Annotated in this window: 18 protein-coding genes and 1 pseudogene; 9 read left to right on the top strand and 10 right to left on the bottom strand. The window is 41.1% G+C overall.

Annotated elements, in window-relative coordinates:
• The first annotated feature begins 47 nt into the window (after window positions 1-47).
• Together ACE1CA_RS18385 and hetL are read left to right on the top strand one after the other, a co-directional pair.
• Window positions 48-902, top strand: coding sequence for an alpha/beta fold hydrolase (locus tag ACE1CA_RS18385; protein ID WP_413281000.1), 855 nt, complete (start codon window positions 48-50; stop codon window positions 900-902).
• 19 nt (window positions 903-921) lie between these two features.
• Window positions 922-1,650, top strand: coding sequence for a heterocyst differentiation pentapeptide repeat protein HetL (gene hetL, locus ACE1CA_RS18380; RefSeq protein ID WP_459563707.1), 729 nt, complete (start codon window positions 922-924; stop codon window positions 1,648-1,650).
• Window positions 1,651-1,775: 125 nt separating this feature from the next.
• Here the strand turns inward: hetL and ACE1CA_RS18375 are convergent, their stop codons facing one another.
• On the bottom strand, window positions 1,776-2,045 hold the full coding sequence (locus ACE1CA_RS18375; RefSeq protein WP_413280998.1) for a hypothetical protein: 270 nt from the start codon (window positions 2,043-2,045) through the stop codon (window positions 1,776-1,778).
• A gap of 199 nt (window positions 2,046-2,244) precedes the next feature.
• Here ACE1CA_RS18375 and hemN point away from each other — a divergent pair, with 199 nt between their 5' ends.
• A complete protein-coding gene (hemN, locus tag ACE1CA_RS18370) occupies window positions 2,245-3,630 on the top strand; it encodes an oxygen-independent coproporphyrinogen III oxidase (RefSeq protein ID WP_413280997.1) in 1,386 nt (461 codons plus the stop codon).
• Between the two features lie 252 nt (window positions 3,631-3,882).
• Complete coding sequence (hemJ, locus tag ACE1CA_RS18365; RefSeq protein WP_413280996.1) at window positions 3,883-4,455, top strand: protoporphyrinogen oxidase HemJ; 573 nt, start codon at window positions 3,883-3,885, stop codon at window positions 4,453-4,455.
• A 110-nt stretch (window positions 4,456-4,565) separates the two neighbouring features.
• On the opposite strand, the pseudogene ACE1CA_RS18360 reads toward hemJ, so the two are convergent.
• From ACE1CA_RS18360 to ACE1CA_RS18350, 3 genes and pseudogenes are all read right to left on the bottom strand, one after another.
• Window positions 4,566-5,364: pseudogene (locus ACE1CA_RS18360) on the bottom strand (DevA family ABC transporter ATP-binding protein).
• A 15-nt stretch (window positions 5,365-5,379) separates the two neighbouring features.
• Window positions 5,380-6,555, bottom strand: coding sequence for an ABC transporter permease DevC (gene devC, locus ACE1CA_RS18355; RefSeq protein WP_413280994.1), 1,176 nt, complete (start codon window positions 6,553-6,555; stop codon window positions 5,380-5,382).
• Window positions 6,552-7,976 (bottom strand): ABC exporter membrane fusion protein, encoded by a 1,425-nt coding sequence (locus ACE1CA_RS18350; RefSeq protein ID WP_413280993.1) that lies wholly within the window; start codon window positions 7,974-7,976, stop codon window positions 6,552-6,554. The genes devC and ACE1CA_RS18350 overlap by 4 nt, the downstream gene beginning before the upstream one ends.
• Before the next feature lie 160 nt (window positions 7,977-8,136).
• Between ACE1CA_RS18350 and ACE1CA_RS18345 the strand changes: the two genes are divergently transcribed.
• Entirely contained in the window at window positions 8,137-8,763 is a 627-nt protein-coding gene (locus tag ACE1CA_RS18345) for a TetR/AcrR family transcriptional regulator (protein WP_413280992.1), read from the top strand.
• Window positions 8,764-8,889: 126 nt separating this feature from the next.
• The gene (locus ACE1CA_RS18340; RefSeq protein WP_413280991.1) at window positions 8,890-9,546 is read left to right on the top strand and encodes a DUF1361 domain-containing protein; all 657 of its coding nucleotides are present in this window, start codon (window positions 8,890-8,892) and stop codon (window positions 9,544-9,546) included.
• Between the two features lie 18 nt (window positions 9,547-9,564).
• Here ACE1CA_RS18340 and ACE1CA_RS18335 read toward each other — a convergent pair whose 3' ends face one another.
• The 6 genes from ACE1CA_RS18335 to ACE1CA_RS18310 all read right to left on the bottom strand — a co-directional run bounded on the left by ACE1CA_RS18335 (window position 9,565) and on the right by ACE1CA_RS18310 (window position 16,977).
• Entirely contained in the window at window positions 9,565-11,460 is a 1,896-nt protein-coding gene (locus ACE1CA_RS18335) for a sensor histidine kinase (protein ID WP_413280990.1), read from the bottom strand.
• Entirely contained in the window at window positions 11,457-12,476 is a 1,020-nt protein-coding gene (locus ACE1CA_RS18330; protein WP_413280989.1) for an ATP-binding protein, read from the bottom strand. Before ACE1CA_RS18330 ends, ACE1CA_RS18335 begins: the two co-directional genes overlap by 4 nt.
• Window positions 12,477-12,521: 45 nt before the next feature.
• Window positions 12,522-12,935: an anti-sigma regulatory factor gene (locus tag ACE1CA_RS18325; RefSeq protein WP_413280988.1), complete on the bottom strand. Its 414-nt coding sequence runs from the start codon at window positions 12,933-12,935 to the stop codon at window positions 12,522-12,524.
• Window positions 12,932-13,306 (bottom strand): STAS domain-containing protein, encoded by a 375-nt coding sequence (locus ACE1CA_RS18320; RefSeq protein ID WP_413280987.1) that lies wholly within the window; start codon window positions 13,304-13,306, stop codon window positions 12,932-12,934. Before ACE1CA_RS18320 ends, ACE1CA_RS18325 begins: the two co-directional genes overlap by 4 nt.
• Window positions 13,307-13,318: 12 nt before the next feature.
• Entirely contained in the window at window positions 13,319-14,230 is a 912-nt protein-coding gene (locus ACE1CA_RS18315; RefSeq protein ID WP_413280986.1) for an STAS domain-containing protein, read from the bottom strand.
• 239 nt (window positions 14,231-14,469) lie between these two features.
• Entirely contained in the window at window positions 14,470-16,977 is a 2,508-nt protein-coding gene (locus tag ACE1CA_RS18310) for a putative PEP-binding protein (RefSeq protein ID WP_413280985.1), read from the bottom strand.
• 325 nt (window positions 16,978-17,302) lie between these two features.
• Here ACE1CA_RS18310 and ACE1CA_RS18305 point away from each other — a divergent pair, with 325 nt between their 5' ends.
• The 3 genes from ACE1CA_RS18305 (at window position 17,303) to ACE1CA_RS18295 (ending at window position 19,939) form a co-directional block, all read left to right on the top strand.
• Entirely contained in the window at window positions 17,303-17,695 is a 393-nt protein-coding gene (locus ACE1CA_RS18305; RefSeq protein ID WP_413276648.1) for a lipopolysaccharide assembly protein LapA domain-containing protein, read from the top strand.
• Between the two features lie 24 nt (window positions 17,696-17,719).
• Window positions 17,720-18,670 carry a segregation/condensation protein A gene (locus tag ACE1CA_RS18300; protein ID WP_413276649.1) on the top strand — a complete coding sequence of 317 codons (951 nt, stop codon included), beginning with the start codon at window positions 17,720-17,722 and terminating at the stop codon, window positions 18,668-18,670.
• Between the two features lie 102 nt (window positions 18,671-18,772).
• Window positions 18,773-19,939: a nucleotidyltransferase family protein gene (locus ACE1CA_RS18295; protein ID WP_413276650.1), complete on the top strand. Its 1,167-nt coding sequence runs from the start codon at window positions 18,773-18,775 to the stop codon at window positions 19,937-19,939.
• Window positions 19,940-19,983 lie beyond the last annotated feature (44 nt).

Genomic DNA, 19,983 nt, shown 5'->3' with positions numbered 1-19,983 from the left:
ACAACGTACTTAAGGTTAATTTGGGAAAATCTACAAAAGTGGGGAAAATGGCTGTACGTCAAAGTTTATCAACTTCGGAGATTCAACTTTCTTATTTAGAATGGAATCAAGGAAAGGAACCTGTTTTATTGTTGCATGGTTTAGCGGATCATGCTTTGGTTTGGTCAATTTTGGGTGATGATTTAGCTGATGAATTTCATGTAGTTGCGCCGGATATGCGGGGACATGGGGAGAGTAGTAAACCGGAAAAGGATTATAGTTTTGAGAGTGCGATCGCAGATTTAGAAGCATTAATGGATAAGTTAGGATGGCAAAGTGCCCATATTTTAGGACATTCTTGGACGGGTAAATTAGCCGCTATTTGGGCGAGAAAAAATCCCCAACGTTTTCGCAGTATGATTTTAGTCGATCCGATTTTTATTTGGAAATTTCCCAGAGTAGTTAAGTTAACTTTTCCATTTTTATATCAAGTTTTACCTTTTTTGAAAGGTATGGGACCATTTGCTAATTACGAACAAGCTGTCGTACAGGCAAAATTATTAAATCAATATCAAGGTTGGACTCCTTTACAACAGCAAATTTTTCAAGAAAGTCTGATACAAAAAGCTGATGGAAGTTGGGTTAGTAAGTTTACAATTGCGGCAAGGGATGGTATTTTTGATGAAGTAATGTTGGAACCTGGGTTTGTGCGTGCGATCGACATTCCCACTTTGTTCATTCAGCCAGAAAAAGGAGTAAATCGCTTCGATTGGCAATTACAACCTTACAAAAAGTATCTGAAAAATTTGCAAGTTACCCAAGTTCCGGGAAATCATTGGGCATTTTTAGTCGAACCAGAAAAGTTTAATCAAACTATTAGAACATTTTTAATAAAATTGTGTCATGATACAAAACGCACATGAAGATAACAGCTTTAAAATTATGGATGTTGATGAACTGCTGAGACGATATGCAGCAGCCGAAAGAGATTTTGCTGAAGTTGATTTAGCTGTAGTTAATTTGCGGGAAGCTAATTTGGTGAGTGCTAATCTTCACGGCGCTAACCTCAGCAATAGTGACTTGCGGGAAGCTAGATTAGGACACTCAAATCTAGTTCAAGCTAACCTCAGTCAAGCAAATTTAAGTGAAATAATTCTCTGGGGTGCAGATTTAACTGAAGCCAATCTTTCTTTAGCACAATTGCGAGAAGCAGATTTAAGTGGCGCAATATTAATTAAAGCAAATTTAGAACAGACAAATTTAGCCAAAGCTTGCTTATGTGGTTGTAATTTAAGTAGTGCAAATTTAGCTAAAGCAATCTTGTTTGAAGCCGATTTTCGCCCTACTTCACATCAACAAACTGATTTAAAAGGTGCAAATTTGAGTCAAGCCGACTTTAGTTATGCTCACTTAAATGGAGTGCAATTAAGTTATGCTAAATTGGATAATGCTAAACTTTGTCGCGCTAATTTATCAGTTTGGAAAAAGGAGCAAGTTTATCAAACAAATCTCAGTGAAGCTAGTTTGCAAGGTGCAGATTTAAGTTATGCTGATTTGACAGGAGCAAATTTACAAAAAGCTAATTTATTAGGCGCAGATTTAACCAGAACTATCTTAACTGATGCTAATTTAAGAGGCGCAATTATGCCAGATGGTTCTGTTCATGAGTGATGGTTTTTTTGTCATTAATCATGATTCAGGAGTTAGGAAATTTAAACTCTCAGAACTATTGACTACAGGGAAATAATTTTTAAAAAAAACTATTTCCCTTTGATAATTAAAGACCTAACAAGAGGTTAACTATGCTCTCCTTCCCGTATCAAGCTGTATGCCTCCTGACCATCTTGCGGCTCAAAACGAAAAACAAAATTACGCGCCCACGTTACTAATTTAGCTTCTTGTGGATCAATTTGACCGTCATCATTCAAGCAAACCGTCTGTACAATCGACCCAAACCCTGGATCTTTGCTTAGTAACTGTCCAAAAACCACAGATGCAGGAAAATTAGCTTGTTTGCACTCTACGCCTAGCTGTTTTAAGTTTTGTTGGTCTTCTTCTGTAAGCATATTCTTTTTCTCGAATCAAAGACAATTTTATTATTTCTAAGAAAAGCTAAATTAGTCAACAGTTAAAATTTAATTTGCTTTTTAGAAAATATTAAGATTCATTAAAAGCCGTATAACTAAATAGCGATGTATGCTTAAATATTAATTCACATTAATTGACAGCAACATCGAACATTGGTCAACTGTGGAGACAAGGTAAATGAGATTCTCTTTGCAAGATGTAAGTTTTGATTTCGACTTAATTAAAAAATACGACAATCCCACACCTCGATATACTAGCTATCCACCTGCAACTGAGTTAAGCAAAGATTTTACAGAGTTGGATTATCGCCAAGCAATTGAAGCTTCTAATTCGCGCCATACGCCTTTATCGCTATATTTTCATTTACCTTTTTGCCAAAGTGCTTGTTATTTCTGCGGTTGCAATGTAGTAGTTTCTAATAACAAGAGAATTGCTGATAAATATTTCGAATATTTATTTAAAGAAATCGAACTTACCTCGAATTTGATTGACTCGCAACGGAAAGTTTTACAATTACATTGGGGAGGTGGTACGCCGAATTATTTATCTTTAGAACAAGTTGAATCACTTTGGGAAAAGATCGATCGCCATTTTAACTTTGATGCTAATGCAGAGGTTTCGATCGAAATTAATCCCAGATACGTAGATAGAAATTATATTTTCTTCTTAAAGTCATTAGGATTTAACCGAATTAGTTTTGGGATTCAAGATTTTAATCCCGAAGTGCAAGAAGCAGTGAATCGGGTACAACCAGAGGAAATGCTTTTTGAAGCGATGGGATGGATTAAAGATGCGGGTTTTGAAAGCGTGAATGTTGACTTGATTTATGGTTTACCTTTCCAAACTTTGTCTAGCTTTAAGGAAACAATTAAAAAGACAGTGCAATTAGATCCTGACAGAATTGCAGTATTTAATTTTGCTTATGTTCCCTGGATGAAACCTGTACAGAAAAACATCCCGGAAGCTGCGTTACCAAAACCGCAAGAAAAGCTGGAAATTTGGCAAATGACGATTCAAGAAATCACCAATAATGGTTATGTATTTATTGGGATGGATCACTTTGCTAAACCGAATGATGAGTTGGCGATCGCACAACAACAAAAATCCTTAAAGCGCAACTTTCAAGGTTATACAACTAAACCAGAAATCGATCTTTTTGGTTTTGGTGCAACTTCAATTAGTATGTTGGAGGATACTTTGGCGCAAAACCAGAAAACTTTGAAGGAATATTACCAAGCAATTGATGCTGGTTCTTTACCAGTAAGTCACGGTTTTAAACTTAGTCAGATTGACATTTTGCGCCGCGATGTGATTATGCAAATTATGTCTAACTTTCAGTTGGAGAAATCAACAATCGAAGCGAAGTATAATATTGATTTCGATAGCTATTTTGCGTCAGAATTAGAAGCACTAAAACCTTTAGAAAAAGATGGTTTACTGGAAATATCCGCTAACCGGATTGAAGTTACATCGATGGGAAGGTTGTTGGTGCGAAATATTGCGATCGTCTTTGATACTCATACTAAACCAAGAACAGAAAACTTGCTTTCTAGAGCAATTTAATCGCAATTTGCTACAGATGCTAGATCCCCCCTAACCCCCCTTATTAAGGGGGGGACAAGACATCCGTTTTAAGTCCCCCTTATTAAGGGGGATTTAGGGGGATCGCAGATATTTGCGATCGCGCAATTTACGGGGAACAAGAATTTGGTTTAAGTCCCCCTTATTAAGGGGGATTTAGGGGGATCTCAATGCGATCGCAACACCTCCCACAATGCTAAAATATTGGGTCGAGACTTTTGCAGGAAATGAGTCATGGCTTATCTTTGGTTTAAAACATTTCACTTAATAGGAATTGTTGTTTGGTTTGCTGGGTTATTTTATATAGTGCGTCTGTTTGTTTACCATGCAGAAGCAGAGGAAAAACCGGAACCTGCAAAAACAATTCTCAAGCAACAATATGAAATCATGGAGAAACGCCTTTACAAAATTATTACTACGCCGGGAATGGTAGTAACAGCAGCAATGGCGATCGCAATTATCTTCACAGAACCCGATGTTTTAAAAAGCCCTTGGTTACATTTTAAATTGCTTTTAGTCGCCGTTTTAATTGGTTATCATTTTTATTGCGGTCGAATTATGAAACAATTAGCGGCAGGAACATCAACTTGGAAAAGCGAACAGTTTCGGATTTTAAATGAAGTTCCGACTGTGTTGTTATTGGCGATCGTTTTGTTAGCAGTTTTCAAACAAAGCTTACCAGTAAATTCAGCTATTGCTAGTCTTGTGGCGTTAACTTTGGTGATTGTGGCGATTTATAAAATTTATGCCAAGATTCGCCAACAAAATGAAAGTAAAATGGATTTAGCAACTAAGTCTGAGGTTTGAGATCTTTTTTTAACCGCAGATGAAAGCAGATAAACGCAGATGAACGCAGATGAAAAAATAATCTTTTCTTTTTCTTCCTTCGCGCTCTTCGCGGTTCAAAAAAATCTCTATTACCCAGCAGTAACTAACTGCAAATTAGAATTAGATAACTGTCCATCTTCCATGTGAACAATGCGATCGGCAATATCCAAAATCCGATTATCATGAGTCACCATTAAGATAGTACAACCTTGTTCTTTGGCGAGTTTTTGCATCAAATTCACCACATCTCGACCAGATTTACTATCTAAAGCAGCAGTCGGTTCATCAGCCAAAACAATTTTCGGATGACTGACTAAAGCCCTTGCAATTGCTACCCGTTGTTTTTGTCCCCCAGACAAATCCTCCGGGTAGTAATCCCTGTTCATCCCTTTTCGGATGACTGACTAAAGCCCTTGCAATTGCTACCCGTTGTTTTTGTCCCCCAGACAAATCCTCCGGGTAGTAATCGATCCGATTTCCTAAACCTACAAATTCCAGCATTTCGGCAGATTTCGATCGCATTTCCCCCACCGAATATTCCCGATGCAATTCCAAACCCATTTGTACATTTTGTTGTGCCGTTAAACTCTTGTGTAAATTGTGTGCTTGGAAAATATAACCAATGCGACGACGTGCTTTTACCAACTCTCCCGGAGAAGCATTACACAACTCTTGGTCTAACAATTTAAGACTACCATGACTGACAGAACGTAGTCCACCAATTAAGGTCAAAAGAGTAGTTTTTCCCGATCCAGAAGGCCCTGTTAAAATGATAACTTCTCCCGCCTGAATCTGCAAATTAATATCGAAAAGCACCTGTTTTTTCAGTTGACCTTGACCGAAGAAATGAGCGAGATCTTTAATATCAATAACTGGCGATCGTAACATTTTTTCAACTCCTAATTAAAACATATCCGCAGGATCGGCAGCTTGTAATTTCCGGGTAGCAATTACCCCAGAAATAGCACACATAATTATCGTTAAAATTAGCACTTGTAAAGCCCTAGCAATGGTCATATACATAGGTAAATTTGTCGCAACTCTGGTTAAACGATACATTCCCAAAGACACAGCTACCCCCGGAACAAATCCGAGAATTGCTAATATTATCGCTTCTTCAAATACCACACCTAAAAAGTAAGCATGACTGTATCCCATTGCTTTAAAAGTGGCGTATTCTCCGATATGATCGTTCACATCAGTCGAAAGTACTTGATAAACAATAATTACCCCTACCAAAAATCCCATTGTTACGCCTAAACTAAAGACAAAACCAATGGCAGTATTTTTAGACCAATAATCTTTTTCAAATTCGACAAATTCTTCTTTAGTTAACACTTTGACATCACCCGGCAAATAAGCTTTTAAAGATGTGGCAACTTGCTGAGGATCGTAGCCTGGTTCTAACTCAATTAAGCCAATGTTAACGCTAGAAGCTGACTTTCTGGGAAACAACATTAAAAAGTTTTGATCGCTAGTCATTAAACTGCCATCAGCAGCGAAAGAAGCGCCAATTTTATACAATCCACTAATGTTAATTTTCCGTCTTTCTAACTCAGTGTTAACCGTTTCACCTTGGGAAACTTTGGCAATTGTTCCTTGATATGTTCCTCTTGCAGCTTCATCGAATAACATCGTATCTGGCATTTTAATTAGATGTAAATTCTGCTGCAATTCGGGTAAGTCAAAAGCTGGTTTATTCGGGTTAAATCCTAATACTAAAACGTTGGTTTCTTTTTGGGTTTCTGGGTTTTTCCAATTCCCCATATTTATATAAAGCGGATCGGCTGATTTTACCCCCTCTACACTCATTGATTGATACAAACGTCGGCGGGGAAATGTAGACATATTAATCAAATTCCGCCCTTGGGGATTGACTAGTACTAAGTCTGTATCTAAATGTTGATGCAATCTGGTGTTACTGTCATACAAAGCGGTTTGAAAACCTAATTGCATCATCATTAAAACGTCGGCAAAAGCTACTCCTGAAATTGCTACCCATAAACGGCTTTTTTGTTTGGTTAATTGTAGCCAACCTAGAGGAATGCGGCGGCGAACTTGTTGGATAAAACCGATCATAGTTGAATCTCCACGTTTACTTGTAAGTTAGTTAGTCCGGCTACTTTTTTACTTGCTGCGTCATCGAGTTTAATTCGCACTTCTACGACTCGGTTATCAATGTTTGCTGAAGGGTCAGTATTAACTACGTTTTGCTTTTTGACTTGTAAGCCAATTCGTTCCACTGTTCCGGGCAATTCTTCGGTTAGGGAGTCACTTTTTACTAACACTTTTTGCCCCAGTTTAACTTTGCTAATATCGCTTTCGTAAACTTCGGCAACTGCATACATTCGATCGGTCTCTCCCAATTCAACAATGCCTTCATTACTAATTAATTCCCCGGCGTTTGTGTGAACTTTTAAGATTTGGGCATCACGGGGCGATCGCACATAAGCAGTCTCTAAATTTGCCTGCGCCCTTTTTACTGCTGCTTCCGCTTGACTCACTTCCGCTTTGGCAATTTGCACATCGACTGGGCGAACTTCGGCTATTCTTTCTAAAGTCGCTTTTGCCTCATTTATTTGTTCTTGTTTCCCCACAGTAATTCGCTGTAAATTAGCTTCTGCTTCCTTCAATTGTTGGGCTTTCGCTGAGGTAATTTTAGTTAAGTTAGCTTCGGCTTCTTTTAATTGTTCAAACTTCGATGCTTCAATCCGATTTAAATTAGCTTGCGCCTCTTTCACTCTCGCTTCAGCAGCAGCTAAAGTTAAACTTTTACTATCTTTAGCTGAAGCCGAAATTGCTCCATCTTTATATAACAATTCATAGCGTTTGTACTCGGTTTGAGCATTGCGAAGTTCCGCTTCTAACCGCGCAATTGTCGCTTTTTGCGCCGCAATTTCGCTCTCTCTTTCAGCATTAATTCTGGCAATTGTTGCTCTTTGCGCTGCAATTTCACTCTCTCTTTCAGCATTAATTCTGGCAATTGTTGCCTTTTGTGCAGCGATTTCATTCTCTCTTTCGGCATTAATTCGGGCAATTGTCGCTTTTTGCGCCTCAACTTCGCCTTTTTTTGCTCCCGCTAACACTTTCTCTAAATTAGCTTGTGTTACTTTTACTTGCTCTTGCGCTTGTAGTAAAGATGCGGCTAGGCGATCGCGACTGTCCAAAATCGCCATCTCCTGTCCCGCCTTCACCCTATCTCCCTGTTTCACCAACATTTGCTCAACCCGGCTACCCTCAGCCGACACAGGCGCAGAAACCGTCAAAACTTCCCCTTGTGGTTCCAAACGTCCCAAAGCCGTCACCGTCTTGATTTGGGGAACTACCACCACTGGCGCTTGGGAAACTTCGGACTCGGAAGACTGAAACCGCCAAATTGTGTAAGCACTAGTCCCAGCGACTAACAGAGTGGCTGCTGTAGCCATCGCCAAAGCATTTTTAGGAAGTAATTTTTCTAGAAAGCCTAATCCAGACTTGGATTTACCTGAATCTACAAGCATTTGGTACCTCTTACCTGCTTTAGAACTAAACCGTTTAGTTTTGCTACTGCTATACTAAACTGTTTAGTATAATATAGTCAAGTGTCCTGGAAAAAATTTCAGATAATAAACAAGGTGGGATGATTTAAGAATGCAAGGAACCAACACCAGTGGGGAAAGGATGAATAAAAGACTGAGTAAAGCCGTACCCATAGAAGAAGTGAACGATAAGAGAGAGCAGATACTTCAAGGAGCGATGCAAGAGTTTTTAGCGCAAGGCTTCACCGCAACAAGCATGGATCGAGTAGCAAAGACAGCGGGAGTTTCCAAAGCGACAGTTTACAGCCACTTTCAGGACAAAGAAGGGTTATTTGTCACCTTAGTAGAGAGATTAGCAAAGAAAAAGTTTCAGCTAATTATGGGAAACTTGACATTATCTGATGAACCAAAAATCCTGTTACGAAAATTAGCCAAAGCATTAATTTATCAGATGTCTAACGATCCAGAGTACATGACTTTTGTGCGATTAGTGATAGGAGAATCAGCGAGATTTCCTAGTTTAGCTAAAACTTTTGCTCAAAATATTGCCAAACCAGGATTAGAAACATTAACGCAATATTTAACCGAGCATCCAGAGTTAAAAATTCCCGATCCCGAAGCCACAGCGAGAATATTTTTAGGCTCATTAATTCACTTTACGCTATCCCAAGAAGTGCTGCATGGAAATGAGATTATGCCAATGGAGAGCGATCGCATAATCGACAGCCTAACCCACTTAATTTCCTGTTGCTCAAACTGTAAAGAGTGAAGGCTCCAAGACAGAATACTTAGACTATAAAATTTACTTATAAGAACCGTTCAGATCTCCGGCTTCTTGCATAAATCGGGGATCTAAAATAAGTTTGGTAAGTAACTTATGGAAACCAGCTGAACCATGAGATCTGCATTTATTAGTCAAATTCATTCTGCGTGGCAACTTTTTTTAGAAAACTTCGATTGGATGGCGTGGAATTTATTTTTAGCTTTGATACCGTTAGTCTTAAGTGTAATTTTATTTATTTTGCCTCGATTTTCAACTGGGCAGTATAAATTAAATTCCTTAGTTTGGGGTGTAGGATTTTTAGTTTTCATGGCTTTTTTACCGAATGCTCCCTACGTTTTAACAGATTTAATTCATTTAATTGAAAACATTAAAGAAAATGATTCAACTTGGATGATTTTTTTAGTTTTGTTTCCTCAATACTTGCTATTTACATTGATTGGTTTTACAGCTTATGTGTTGTCTGTCATTAACTTAGCCAAATTCTTAAAAAGTCAAGGTTGGCAACAACCACAGATTGTTACTGTTGAGTTGGTTATCCATGCTCTTTGTGCGATCGGGGTTTATTTAGGAAGATTTCTCCGATTTAATAGCTGGCACATCATCACTGAATTACCGGATTTAATTAATAGTTTAATCTATGATTTGATTGGTAAAAAACCAATAATAATCATGAGTTTTATGTTTATGATTTTAACAATTTTATATTGGATAATGAAACAAGTAACTTTGGGAATTATCCTGAGAATAAAGCAAGTAAATAATCAGTAATCTCTTTCTAGCCGATAACTAAGAATTAAGAGAAAATTGCAAAACAAAGGAAGTTTGCAGTTGTTCGCTTTCCAACTGGATATTACACTTGAGACGTTCTGCAAGCTTTTTCACTAATGCCAATCCTAAACCAGTTCCCCCATGTTTCCAAGGGTCATTGCTGGGAATGCGATAAAACTTTTCAAAGATCCGATCGCGCTCTTCCAACGGAATCTCCACACCAGTATTAGTAACTCGAATTTGTAGAAATAGCAATTGCCTTGGTGGAGACAAATTAGTTGCTTCATCTGGTGCTACCGTCTCAACTGCGATCGACCTTGCCGAAACAACAATCCGTTCTTCAGGTGGAGTGTATTTGCAGGCATTATTCAACAATTCAGTTAAAATCCGATTTAAATATTTTTCGTAAGTATTCAGAGGAGGCAGATCAGCAGGAATTTCAATAATTAATTGTTGCTGCTGATTGCGGACCCGTTCTTGAAATGATTCTGCAATTACCGGAATATAGATTTGTAACTGAATGGGCATCAATTCCAGAACATCATCATCAGCGTTAACTTCCAAGCGTGCCATATCTAGCAAATCATCAATTAAACTCAATTCTCGATCGCATTCGTACTCCAGAATTTGCATATAACGATGAATATTATCACCCCCATAATTTTCCAAAGCTTGCAATTGCACAGTTAACATCTGAGATGCCATTTGGATATGTGCCATTGGAGTTCGCAACTCATGGGAAACAGTATTCAAAAAATCATCTTTCATTCGATTCAAACGCTCTAATTCTACCACCTGTGCTTGAGAAGTTTGATAAAGTCGAGATTGTCGAAGGGCGATCGCGCATTGATTAGCAACTTGCTGCACCAACTTGATATCCTGTTCGCTAAAACAGTAGGATACCTGATTTACCAACCACAAATCACCCAACACATTTTCATCGTCCGAAATCGGTTGAATTAACATTGCCACCTGACCGCGTTCTGGGTTAGGATTGAGCGAACATAACTGAAAGGTTTGCCCTTGAAGTATTTGCTCGTACAACTCTGGATAGGCATTCATATCCAGCGATCTTCCCCGGTAAGAACAAGGCGATAAAGTGTATTCATAGCCGATAAACGCTACTCTGCGATCGAGATCGTAAATAGAAGCAGTACAACTACTTCCCGGAATTGCTTTTACCAACTCTTCCACAGCCGTTTGCATAATTTGCGCTTCATCCAGACTGTCACGAACTTTATCGGTAATTCGCTTCAAAGTTGCCTCAAAATCATAAGCAAGCTGAAGTTGAGCAGTTCGTTCCTTGATTTTTCGCTCTAGCGATCGATTCAAGTAACAAATTTGAGCATCTGCTTGATGGCGTTCGGTGACATCTCGTATATTAATTACGATCGCATAAGTTGCCGGATCGTTCAGGCGATTACAAGCTACACCAGAAACATATCGCCAATTACCTCTAGCAGACTGCACCCGACAAGACAGGGGAATCTCCACAGCCGGACTTCCCATACAGGTGAAAAAGTCTTGCTGAATTCGCTGCCGATCCGTAGGATGGACGTAAGAAAGGACTCTAAACCCTTCAATATCAGCCGGACGATAGCCCAACACTCGCTCCACAGAAGGACTGATATAAGTACATTTCCCGCGACGATTGAGCAGCATAATTATATCTGAACCTTGCTCCACCAATGCCCGAAACCGAGACTCGCTGGCTAAAAGAACCTTTTCCATCTCGCGACGTTCTGCGATTACCTGCGCCATGTGCTGATTCGCACTTCGCAATTGATCCATATAAGTTTCTAACTCCAGCAATAAGGCGACAAACTCATTGCTGGCAATTGATAATTCTCCTTGCAGTCGATTAATTAGCATTTGAGCACCTGTTAGAGAAGTAAACAACTTATCTCCAGTCATGGTAGAACTCCTTTGACTACGATAACAGTCGCGTCGTCGTTATCTTTTGCCAGCGATCGCAATAATTCCTGAGCGATCCGAGTCGCTGAAAGATGTCCGAACTGCGAAAAACTATCCCATTGCCAATGAGTCACTAATCCGTCGGTGTGGAGTATCAGAATGTAATGATTTCGCCAAGGATGTTCTGTAACATTTGGACTAGGCGCATTATTGCCGATAATTCCTCGACGAATTAGAAACCTAACGGGAGTGGGACTATTAATGACACGAGCTTCAATATTACCCACACTAGCAAAGGTGAGCTTGCTTTGTCCCCAGTCGAAGCGAGCGATCGCCATCACCACCCCACGAGTCGCACGACAGGCACGACCCACTCCCCGAAATAGTTCCGGGATTGGTTGATCGTAATGACGGTTAATGTAATCCTGAGCAGTACGAGCCGCCCGATGAGCATATTGCCCATGTCCCAACCCATCAATTACCGCAACTAGTGTGCTTTGTTCCCAGCGTTTGATCGTAAAAGCATCGCCATTCAAAGTCATACCGGGATAGGGACGAGAGGCAACCCCAAACTCTAAGGGGCAATCTCTAGAAAAAGTTTCCTGCCGCAACCAGCGTTTACATAAAATGTAAGTTCCCGGATTCACAGAGGTCTGGGAAGTGATGTAAAATTCATCCATCAGTCGGTTTACTGTGCCCAATCCGTGCCCCAGATTACCGACGCTAGAGAAACCATCTGCGATCGCCAGTTCAATATCAGGAATGCCACAACCGCGATCGATCGATTCAATCTGGATACCCCGACGGATGCGATCCTCAATCTGCATCAGCACCAGCGTTCCTTCTTTAGCGTGTTGTAACAGGTTAGTTGCCAGTTCGCTGACTACCAGAACGATCTCTTCGCATTGGATCGGCTCAAAACCGATCGCTTGAGCAAGTTCTTTAGCAGCCTGACGTGCCACACTACTATCGCTAGAGTGAGAAACCTGAATTCGCTGAGGTGTTGTCTTTGTCACAGATTTCTCCTATTAACTGCAAGTCCGGCACCAAGGTAAGTGAAATTAATTCCTCAACCATTTCCGAACCACAACTGTAGTTCCTTTCCCTACTTCCGATTTAATTTCCATTTCATCCATCAGTTTCTTGACCCCTGGCAACCCTAAACCCAACAATCCTTTTGTAGAAAAACCCACCTCCATCGCTTCGTCAATGTTGCTAATTCCCGGACCTCGATCGGCAAAGATCAGTTCAATTCCCACCCGACTCCGTTGGCGCAACTCTCGCCAAGTTAAAACTCCTGTTCCGGCATAAAGATAGATATTGCGCGTTAACTCGGAAGCAGCGGTGACAATTCGGGTGACATCGGTGATGCCAAAGCCTAAATCTCTCGCTCGATCGCGAACAAATTGCCGCACAATAATAATGTCACTTTCCCCGGCGATCGGTACTTGTCCAGATTGTTGCTCTATCATCATCTCTCCCCCTGTCCAACCGAGGCATCAAGCAAGTCCAAAGCTCGATCGACATTCAGGGCAGTTATAATTCCGCTAAAGGTCAATCCTAGTTGAGTTGTAGTCATGGCAACTCTAGGACGCATTCCGGCAATGACAGTCGCACCACCCATCAGGCGAATCATTTGTCCCGTTTCCGCAATGGTACGAGCAAAAAAAGAATCCAGTGTTTCGATCGCAGAAATGTCGATAATCAGTCCCTTTGCTTGATGCTGTTCCATTGCATCTAAGACTTGTTCCTGCATTTCATGCAGGGTAAAATCGTCTGGATCGGCAGGGATTGTCACCAGCAAAACATCGCGCACCTTAACAACGGATACCCCTCTTGTTGACATCCAATCGCCTCCTCAAACCCCTTTATCCTGCTGAACGATCTTCAAATTCAGCAAGTTCATTGCCACTCGTAACCCTGCTACTAAGGACGATCGGGTTAAAATATCTGAGAGATCGATTCCCAGTTGCACTACTGTTTGCGCGATCGCGGGGCTGACTCCAGTTAAAATCACTTGCGCCCCTAATAACTTCACAGCACTGATAGATTCGATCAAATGATGTGCCGTTTGCGTGTCAACTGTGGGTACTCCGGTAATATCTACCAATGCTATGTCCGATCGAGTTTCCACCACTCGATCGAGCAACACTTCAGTAAATCTTTGTGCCCGCTGACTGTCTAGCGTCCCGATCAAAGGTGCTACTACAACTCCTGCCATAATTTGCAAAATCGGCGTGGAAATCTCCAAAAGTTCCTGAGACTGACGAGTTAGCCTTTCTTGAGCTCGTTTTTTTTCCGTAACATCCTCCATCGCCAACAGGATTAATTGAGATTGATTTGCTGGACGATAGACTTTGCGAGCGTTCAGCAGTAAGGAGCGCAATCCTAAACTCTCAAACTCATGTTCCACTTCAAAATCATCAAAGGAGGAATTACTGGACAAAATATCTTCCAGCAATTGACGCAGAATCGGAATATCCCACTGACGATTGCCCAATTCGTAGATCTGTCTACCTAGAGTTTCTTCTGCGGTGACTTGAAACAACTCATAAAACGATCGTCCGGCTGAAATTACCTGGAGACTGCCATCAAGAATGACCAATGGTTCTCGCACCGTATCAATAATGTTCTGGAGGTAATCCCGTGATTCTTCCATTTCTCGTTCTGTCTGCAAGTGTATGCTTGCAGCACCTTCTAGTTCTGCAATTCGCTGGCGCAATTGAGCGATTTCTTGCAGCAATTCTGTTGATGTAGAATCGTCCGGCATAATTATTTTGTTACAAATTTATTTTTAATTATTCTAGAACTATGAACTATAATATGTTAAAACTCTATCCTTGGACAGTTTTTTTTTATAAAAAGTTATGTAATTTAAGGCAAATTTATAATTAAGAGAAAATAAAATTACCAAATGAGTTTAGGAACGAGCCAAAGCCTTCTCATTTGGAATCTATGTGCGTAAAGATACAGGCATCCTACGGTAAATAAAAGGGAAAAACTTAAAATTTAAAACGGTTCTTCAGTTGTTCCCAACTGTTGTCTAGCGGCTTCTAAAATTAAGCGTTGTTCCGCCCGGACGATCGCATTATGAGCAAATTCCACCGCATCCAAACTCACAGAAATCGAAGAAATTCCCCAATTCACTAAATTCTCAATTAACTCTGGATATTGAGCAGGTGCTTGACCACAAATAGAGCAGGGAATACCAGCTTTTTTAGCCTGATAAATTAATTGCTGAATTGCTTGCATAACAGCGGGATGACGTTCGTCAAAAGCAGTTGCCATTTCCGCTTTGTCGCGATCGACACCCAGTAAAAGTTGCGTCAAATCATTAGTACCAATAGAAATTCCCATACAACCTGCTTTCACATAATCTGGGATTAAAAACAGCACAGAAGGAACTTCTGCCATGATCCAAAGTTGAAATTGTGTAGTAGAAAACAGACCAAATTCGGTAATGCGACGACGACAAAAAGCAAACTCTTCCACAGTGCGAACAAAAGGCAGAATTAGATTAACATTACTGTAACCTGATTGCAAAACTTTTTGCAACACTTCTAATTCCAAATCAAAAAAAGTTGGGTCTTGCAGATAAGCAAAAGTACCCCGCATTCCTAGCATCGGATTAACTTCTTTATTAGATTGGGGGAAAGCATTTTGGAACTCGTGCGATCGCCAATCTAAAGAACGATAAAAAACCGGACGAGGAGCAAAAGCACTGGCAAACTGACAAACAGTTTCCGTCAATCTTGCTAATAGTTGTTCCTTTTGTCCAGAATTCAGCCACCGATGAGGATGTTGTCCTTCCAAAACTTCCAATAACATCAACTCCGAACGTAACAAACCTACACCATCAACAGGTAAATTAGCTGCACGTTCAATAGTGCTTGGTTGACTCAGATTTACCATCAATTTAGTTGCCATTAGCGATGGTAAATTCATCATTTGGAATCTTTCCCGATCCCCTAAATCCACAATAGATGCTCTGCTCCTATTTTGCTGTTTCTTTAACTTTAATCCCTGTTCCCTGTCTAAATGTATCTCGCCCCGATCGCCATCCACCAGCAAAAACATACCAGTTTCGATTAATCTCGTCGCACCAGACACACCAACAACAGCTGGGATTCCCAATTCTCTAGCAATAATTGCCGCATGGCAAGTCATTCCCCCCTGTTCCGCCACAACTCCAGCTGACTTTCGCAACAAAGGTAGCCAATCTGGACGTAGATGTTTCAAAATTAAAATTTCCCCAGATGGAAAAGTATGCCAATCTTGGGTAGGGAAATCAGTTACTACTTGGGCTTTAGCGATCGCCCTACCCCCAGCCGCCCCTAAACCTTTAAAAACTTGACTAGTAACAGGTTTAGCAGGTAAATCTCGCTCCACAAAAGCCGAATCAGCAGCTAAGAACGAATTTCTGGTTTTTTCCTCCTCTGACAGACTTCCCTGAGAAATAGAAAAACCTTCATTTCGCCGATCGTAACTTTGAATTTGCGTAAGATAAAATTTAGACTCCCTAACCTCAGACTCATTAACTACCAGCATCCAACCCATAGACAAAGCCATCCCTAATTCAGCAGTTAATTGATGTCCCAACTGCACCAAACTTTGCAAATCATTAGCTGACAAAACATACTGTTTTTGTGCTTCCTCACTTGGTAAATAAACCTGTAGAGGCGGATTAACAGCTACTTGATTCCATCTTGCCTCAACTGACGAGTGCGAACTTTCCAGCAACCGATAAGCTAAAGTCTTTACCCCCAGTTTTTGGTTGACGATCGCACTATTTTCTGGTTCGATCTCATAAAAATCCGGTAAAACTTCACCCTTCATTAAAGACATCTCCAACCCCCAAGTAGCCTGAATCTGCCATTTAGAAGACCCATTTCTGGTTGTAGGTTGAGAAAGAAAATTCCCCGTTTGTAGCCAACCACTAGCCAAACAGTTTTGTAGCGGTTGAACTAAGATTGCCATATTAATTTTTGGGAGTTGGATACCGAGACGCTGCCAATATAGTAAACTTCTAGCGCGGAATAACTCCGCCCAAGTTCGTTTTACCGCATTAGCGATCGCCTCTGGCGACAAACCACAAACATGACTTTCCCACAACCCAGAAAAATTCGCTGAAGAATCGCCCACCTGCGCTGGTAAAGCCAAAGAAGGGCGAAAAATCAAGGCATTTCCCGGTAAATTACGACAAACAGCCACCAAATCATCCAACCATTTTTCTGGCAATGCCGTAGCCACAATTTCCCGTCGAATATGTTGAGCGACTAATTGCAATTGTCGCGGATTATCTACATCCAAATGGAGAGCAGAATTGGCTAAATCAGCAAAAAATGGGTCTAACCATTCAATAGAAGCCAGAAATAGACGCAATACGGGAGCCTTAACCACAAAACCAGGAATTACCGGATAACCCCTGTGAGTTAGATGGCTTAAGTAAAACGCCTTTTCGCCTACAGCGAGGCGATCGTCAAATCGAATCCGGTCAAGCCAGAGAAAATCATCCACAGTATAGATAGAAAAATTAGCATAATAATTTATTTTCCCTTTTTCATTGTGCCGTCGTCTGCTCCTGATTTTCTGCTAATTAAGCCAAAACAAAGAGTAAAGTTGAAAGTGGAGACTTGGGGACTGTTAGGACAAGGAGGCAAGGGGACAAGGAGAAAATTTATTTCTTCTCTATTCCTGTGCCCCTCTGCCCCCCTGCTCCCCTGCTCCCCTGCTCCCCTGCTCCCCTGCTCCCCTGCTCCCCTGCCCCCCTGCTCCCCTGCTCCCCTGCCCCCCTGCTCCCCTGCCCGTTATCCTATTTTTTCGTACTACAAGGAGTTGTGCAATGCGATTTATTAGTCTTCTGATTATTTTTACCTTTTCCCTAGCCTTAGTATTATTTAGCTTAGAAAATACTCAGCCTGTAACGATTCATATAGCTCCACAAATCGAACTACAGACAAACTTATGTGTGGCGTTATTTGTGGCGATCGGTGTAGGAGCTTTGTTAGCATTGCTTTCTAGCATTTGGTTTCGCTTGCTTGTGCTACTAGAAAGCCGCAAAACTGCCCGGATGATGCGGGAAAAAGACCAGCGGATTCAAGCATTAGAAAAAGACCTGGAACAATATAAAACTGAAACTCCCAAAGAACCACTCAAGCTACCACCCGCCACCTCACCCGAAGTAGAAACCTCTGACGGAAATGTGGAAACAATGCAGACATCATCTGTAAAGTAGATTAAGAAGTATTTGGGTAAAAGCATGGCAGTTTCTCCAACTTCAGAAACCAAGCCCGTGCGTGAGATTAGCGCCATTTCCCTGTTAATTGACCTCGCAGAACGTGGGGAAATAGACCCTTGGGATGTCCAGGTAATTCAAGTAATTGATTTAGTGTTAAGTCAGTTAGCAGCTATAAGTGATAACCGTTCCGGTTCTTGTGAAGCTGACTTAACACAATCTGGACAAGCGTTTTTAGATGCCTCTTTGTTGGTGTTACTCAAAGCTAAAACACTAGAAGCACTGGAATTATCTGCCGCCGAAGTTGATGCAGAAGAAGAATCAGAAATTGTGGCATTGGATAATTGGGGTAATCCTTTATTACCAAGGAATTTAGAGCGTCAATTACGCCGACGACCGACCCCAGCCCCACCTGCTCGACGGCGGGTAACTCTACAGGAGTTAATCGATCAATTGCGGTTAGTGGCAGCAGCAATTGAGAAAAAACCGCCAAAAGTTCGTTCTCATGCCTTGCGTTCCCAGTCACGCGCTCAAGCTATGCGCGTGGCTATGGATTTGGTGAATGAAGAAAATTCAGTGGAAGTGACGGCGCAATTGGAACATTTACTCGCTACATATTGGTCAGAAGATGGGGAAGATGACAATTGGTTGAATTTAGACCGACTAGTGGAGTTATGGTGGCAAAGAAAACAGGGAGATGTAGAGGTATCTACAGAGATTGCGGCACAGCTTGCTGCTGCGGCTGATGATGGCGATCGATCTGTGGGTTTAAATGGGGAAGCAGCAGAATTGTCTGTGAATTGTCCTTCACCCCAGGAGTTGATCAATGAACGAGTAAACGTTTTCTGGGCTTTGTTGATGCTCTCGGCTCAGTCCAAGGTAGAGTTAGTTCAAGAGGAATTCTACCAAGACTTGAAAATTCGCACTTTGGTAGAGGTTAAAGAGCATGAGTCAACCTCATTGACTGAGGAATAATCCCCAAACAAGTGACAATTGATGAATGAAGCAAGACAATGAATAAATAAGTTCTGACAAGTAACCAATTTATACTGACTGTTGTTTGAGGTAAAGATATTTATGAAAGCCATGATTCTGGCAGCAGGTAAGGGTACTCGCGTTCGTCCGATTACGTATACTATCCCCAAACCTTTAATTCCGATTTTGCAAAAGCCTGTGATGGAGTTTTTAGTTGAGTTGCTGCGGCTGCATGGTTTTAACGAAATAATGGTCAATGTGAGCCATTTGGCGGATGAGATTGAAAACTATTTCCGTGATGGTCAGCGATTTGGGGTACAAATTGGCTATTCTTTTGAAGGAAGAATTGATGATGGTAAGTTAGTGGGAGAGGCGATCGGTTCAGCAGGCGGAATTAAACGCATTCAAGATTTTTACCCTTTCTTTGATGATACTTTTGTGGTATTGTGCGGCGATGCTTTGATCGATTTGGATTTGACGGAAGCGGTGAAATGGCATAGGTCGAAGGGTGCGATCGCTACAGTAGTGATGAAATCTGTACCCAAAGAAGAAGTTATCAGTTACGGTGTTGTTGTTACCGATGAAAATGGCAAAATTAAAGCTTTCCAAGAAAAGCCAAAAGTAGAAGAAGCTCTCAGCACCAATATCAACACAGGTATTTACATTTTTGAACCGGAAGTTTTGCAGTATATCCCTTCAGGTATTGAGTATGATTTGGGTAGTCAATTGTTCCCTAAATTGGTAGAAATGGATGCTCCTTTCTACGCAGTACCAATGGATTTCCAATGGGTAGATATTGGAAAAGTTCCCGACTATTGGCGGGCAATTCGAGATGTATTGTTGGGAAAAGTGAAAAATGTTTCTATTCCCGGACATCAAGTACGCCCTGGTGTTTTCACAGGCTTAAATGTGGCAGCAAATTGGGACAAAATTGATATTAAAGGGCCTGTTTATGTTGGTAGCATGAGTCGCATTGAAGATGGAGCCAAAATTGTTGGCCCAACTATGATCGGCCCTAATTGCTGGGTTTGTAAAGGTGCAACTGTAGATAACAGTATTATTTTTGAATACTCTCGTTTGGGAGAAGGGGTGCAACTAGTAGATAAGCTGGTGTTCGGTCGTTACTGTATTGATAAAACAGGTGCTTCGATCGACGTTCAAGCCGCAGCTTTAGACTGGTTGATTACTGATACTCGTCAAGAACCTCCTTCTATGAGTGCGATCGAACGACAAGCGATCGCAGAAGTTCTGGGAATCGAAACTCGGTAAGGGAGGTAGGGAGGTAGGGAGGTAGGGAGGTAGGGAGGTGGGGA

This window comes from Floridaenema evergladense BLCC-F167 (assembly GCF_041929205.2).
GTDB lineage: Bacteria > Cyanobacteriota > Cyanobacteriia > Cyanobacteriales > Aerosakkonemataceae > Floridanema > Floridanema evergladense.
This window is presented reverse-complemented; position numbering and strand designations above follow the sequence as displayed.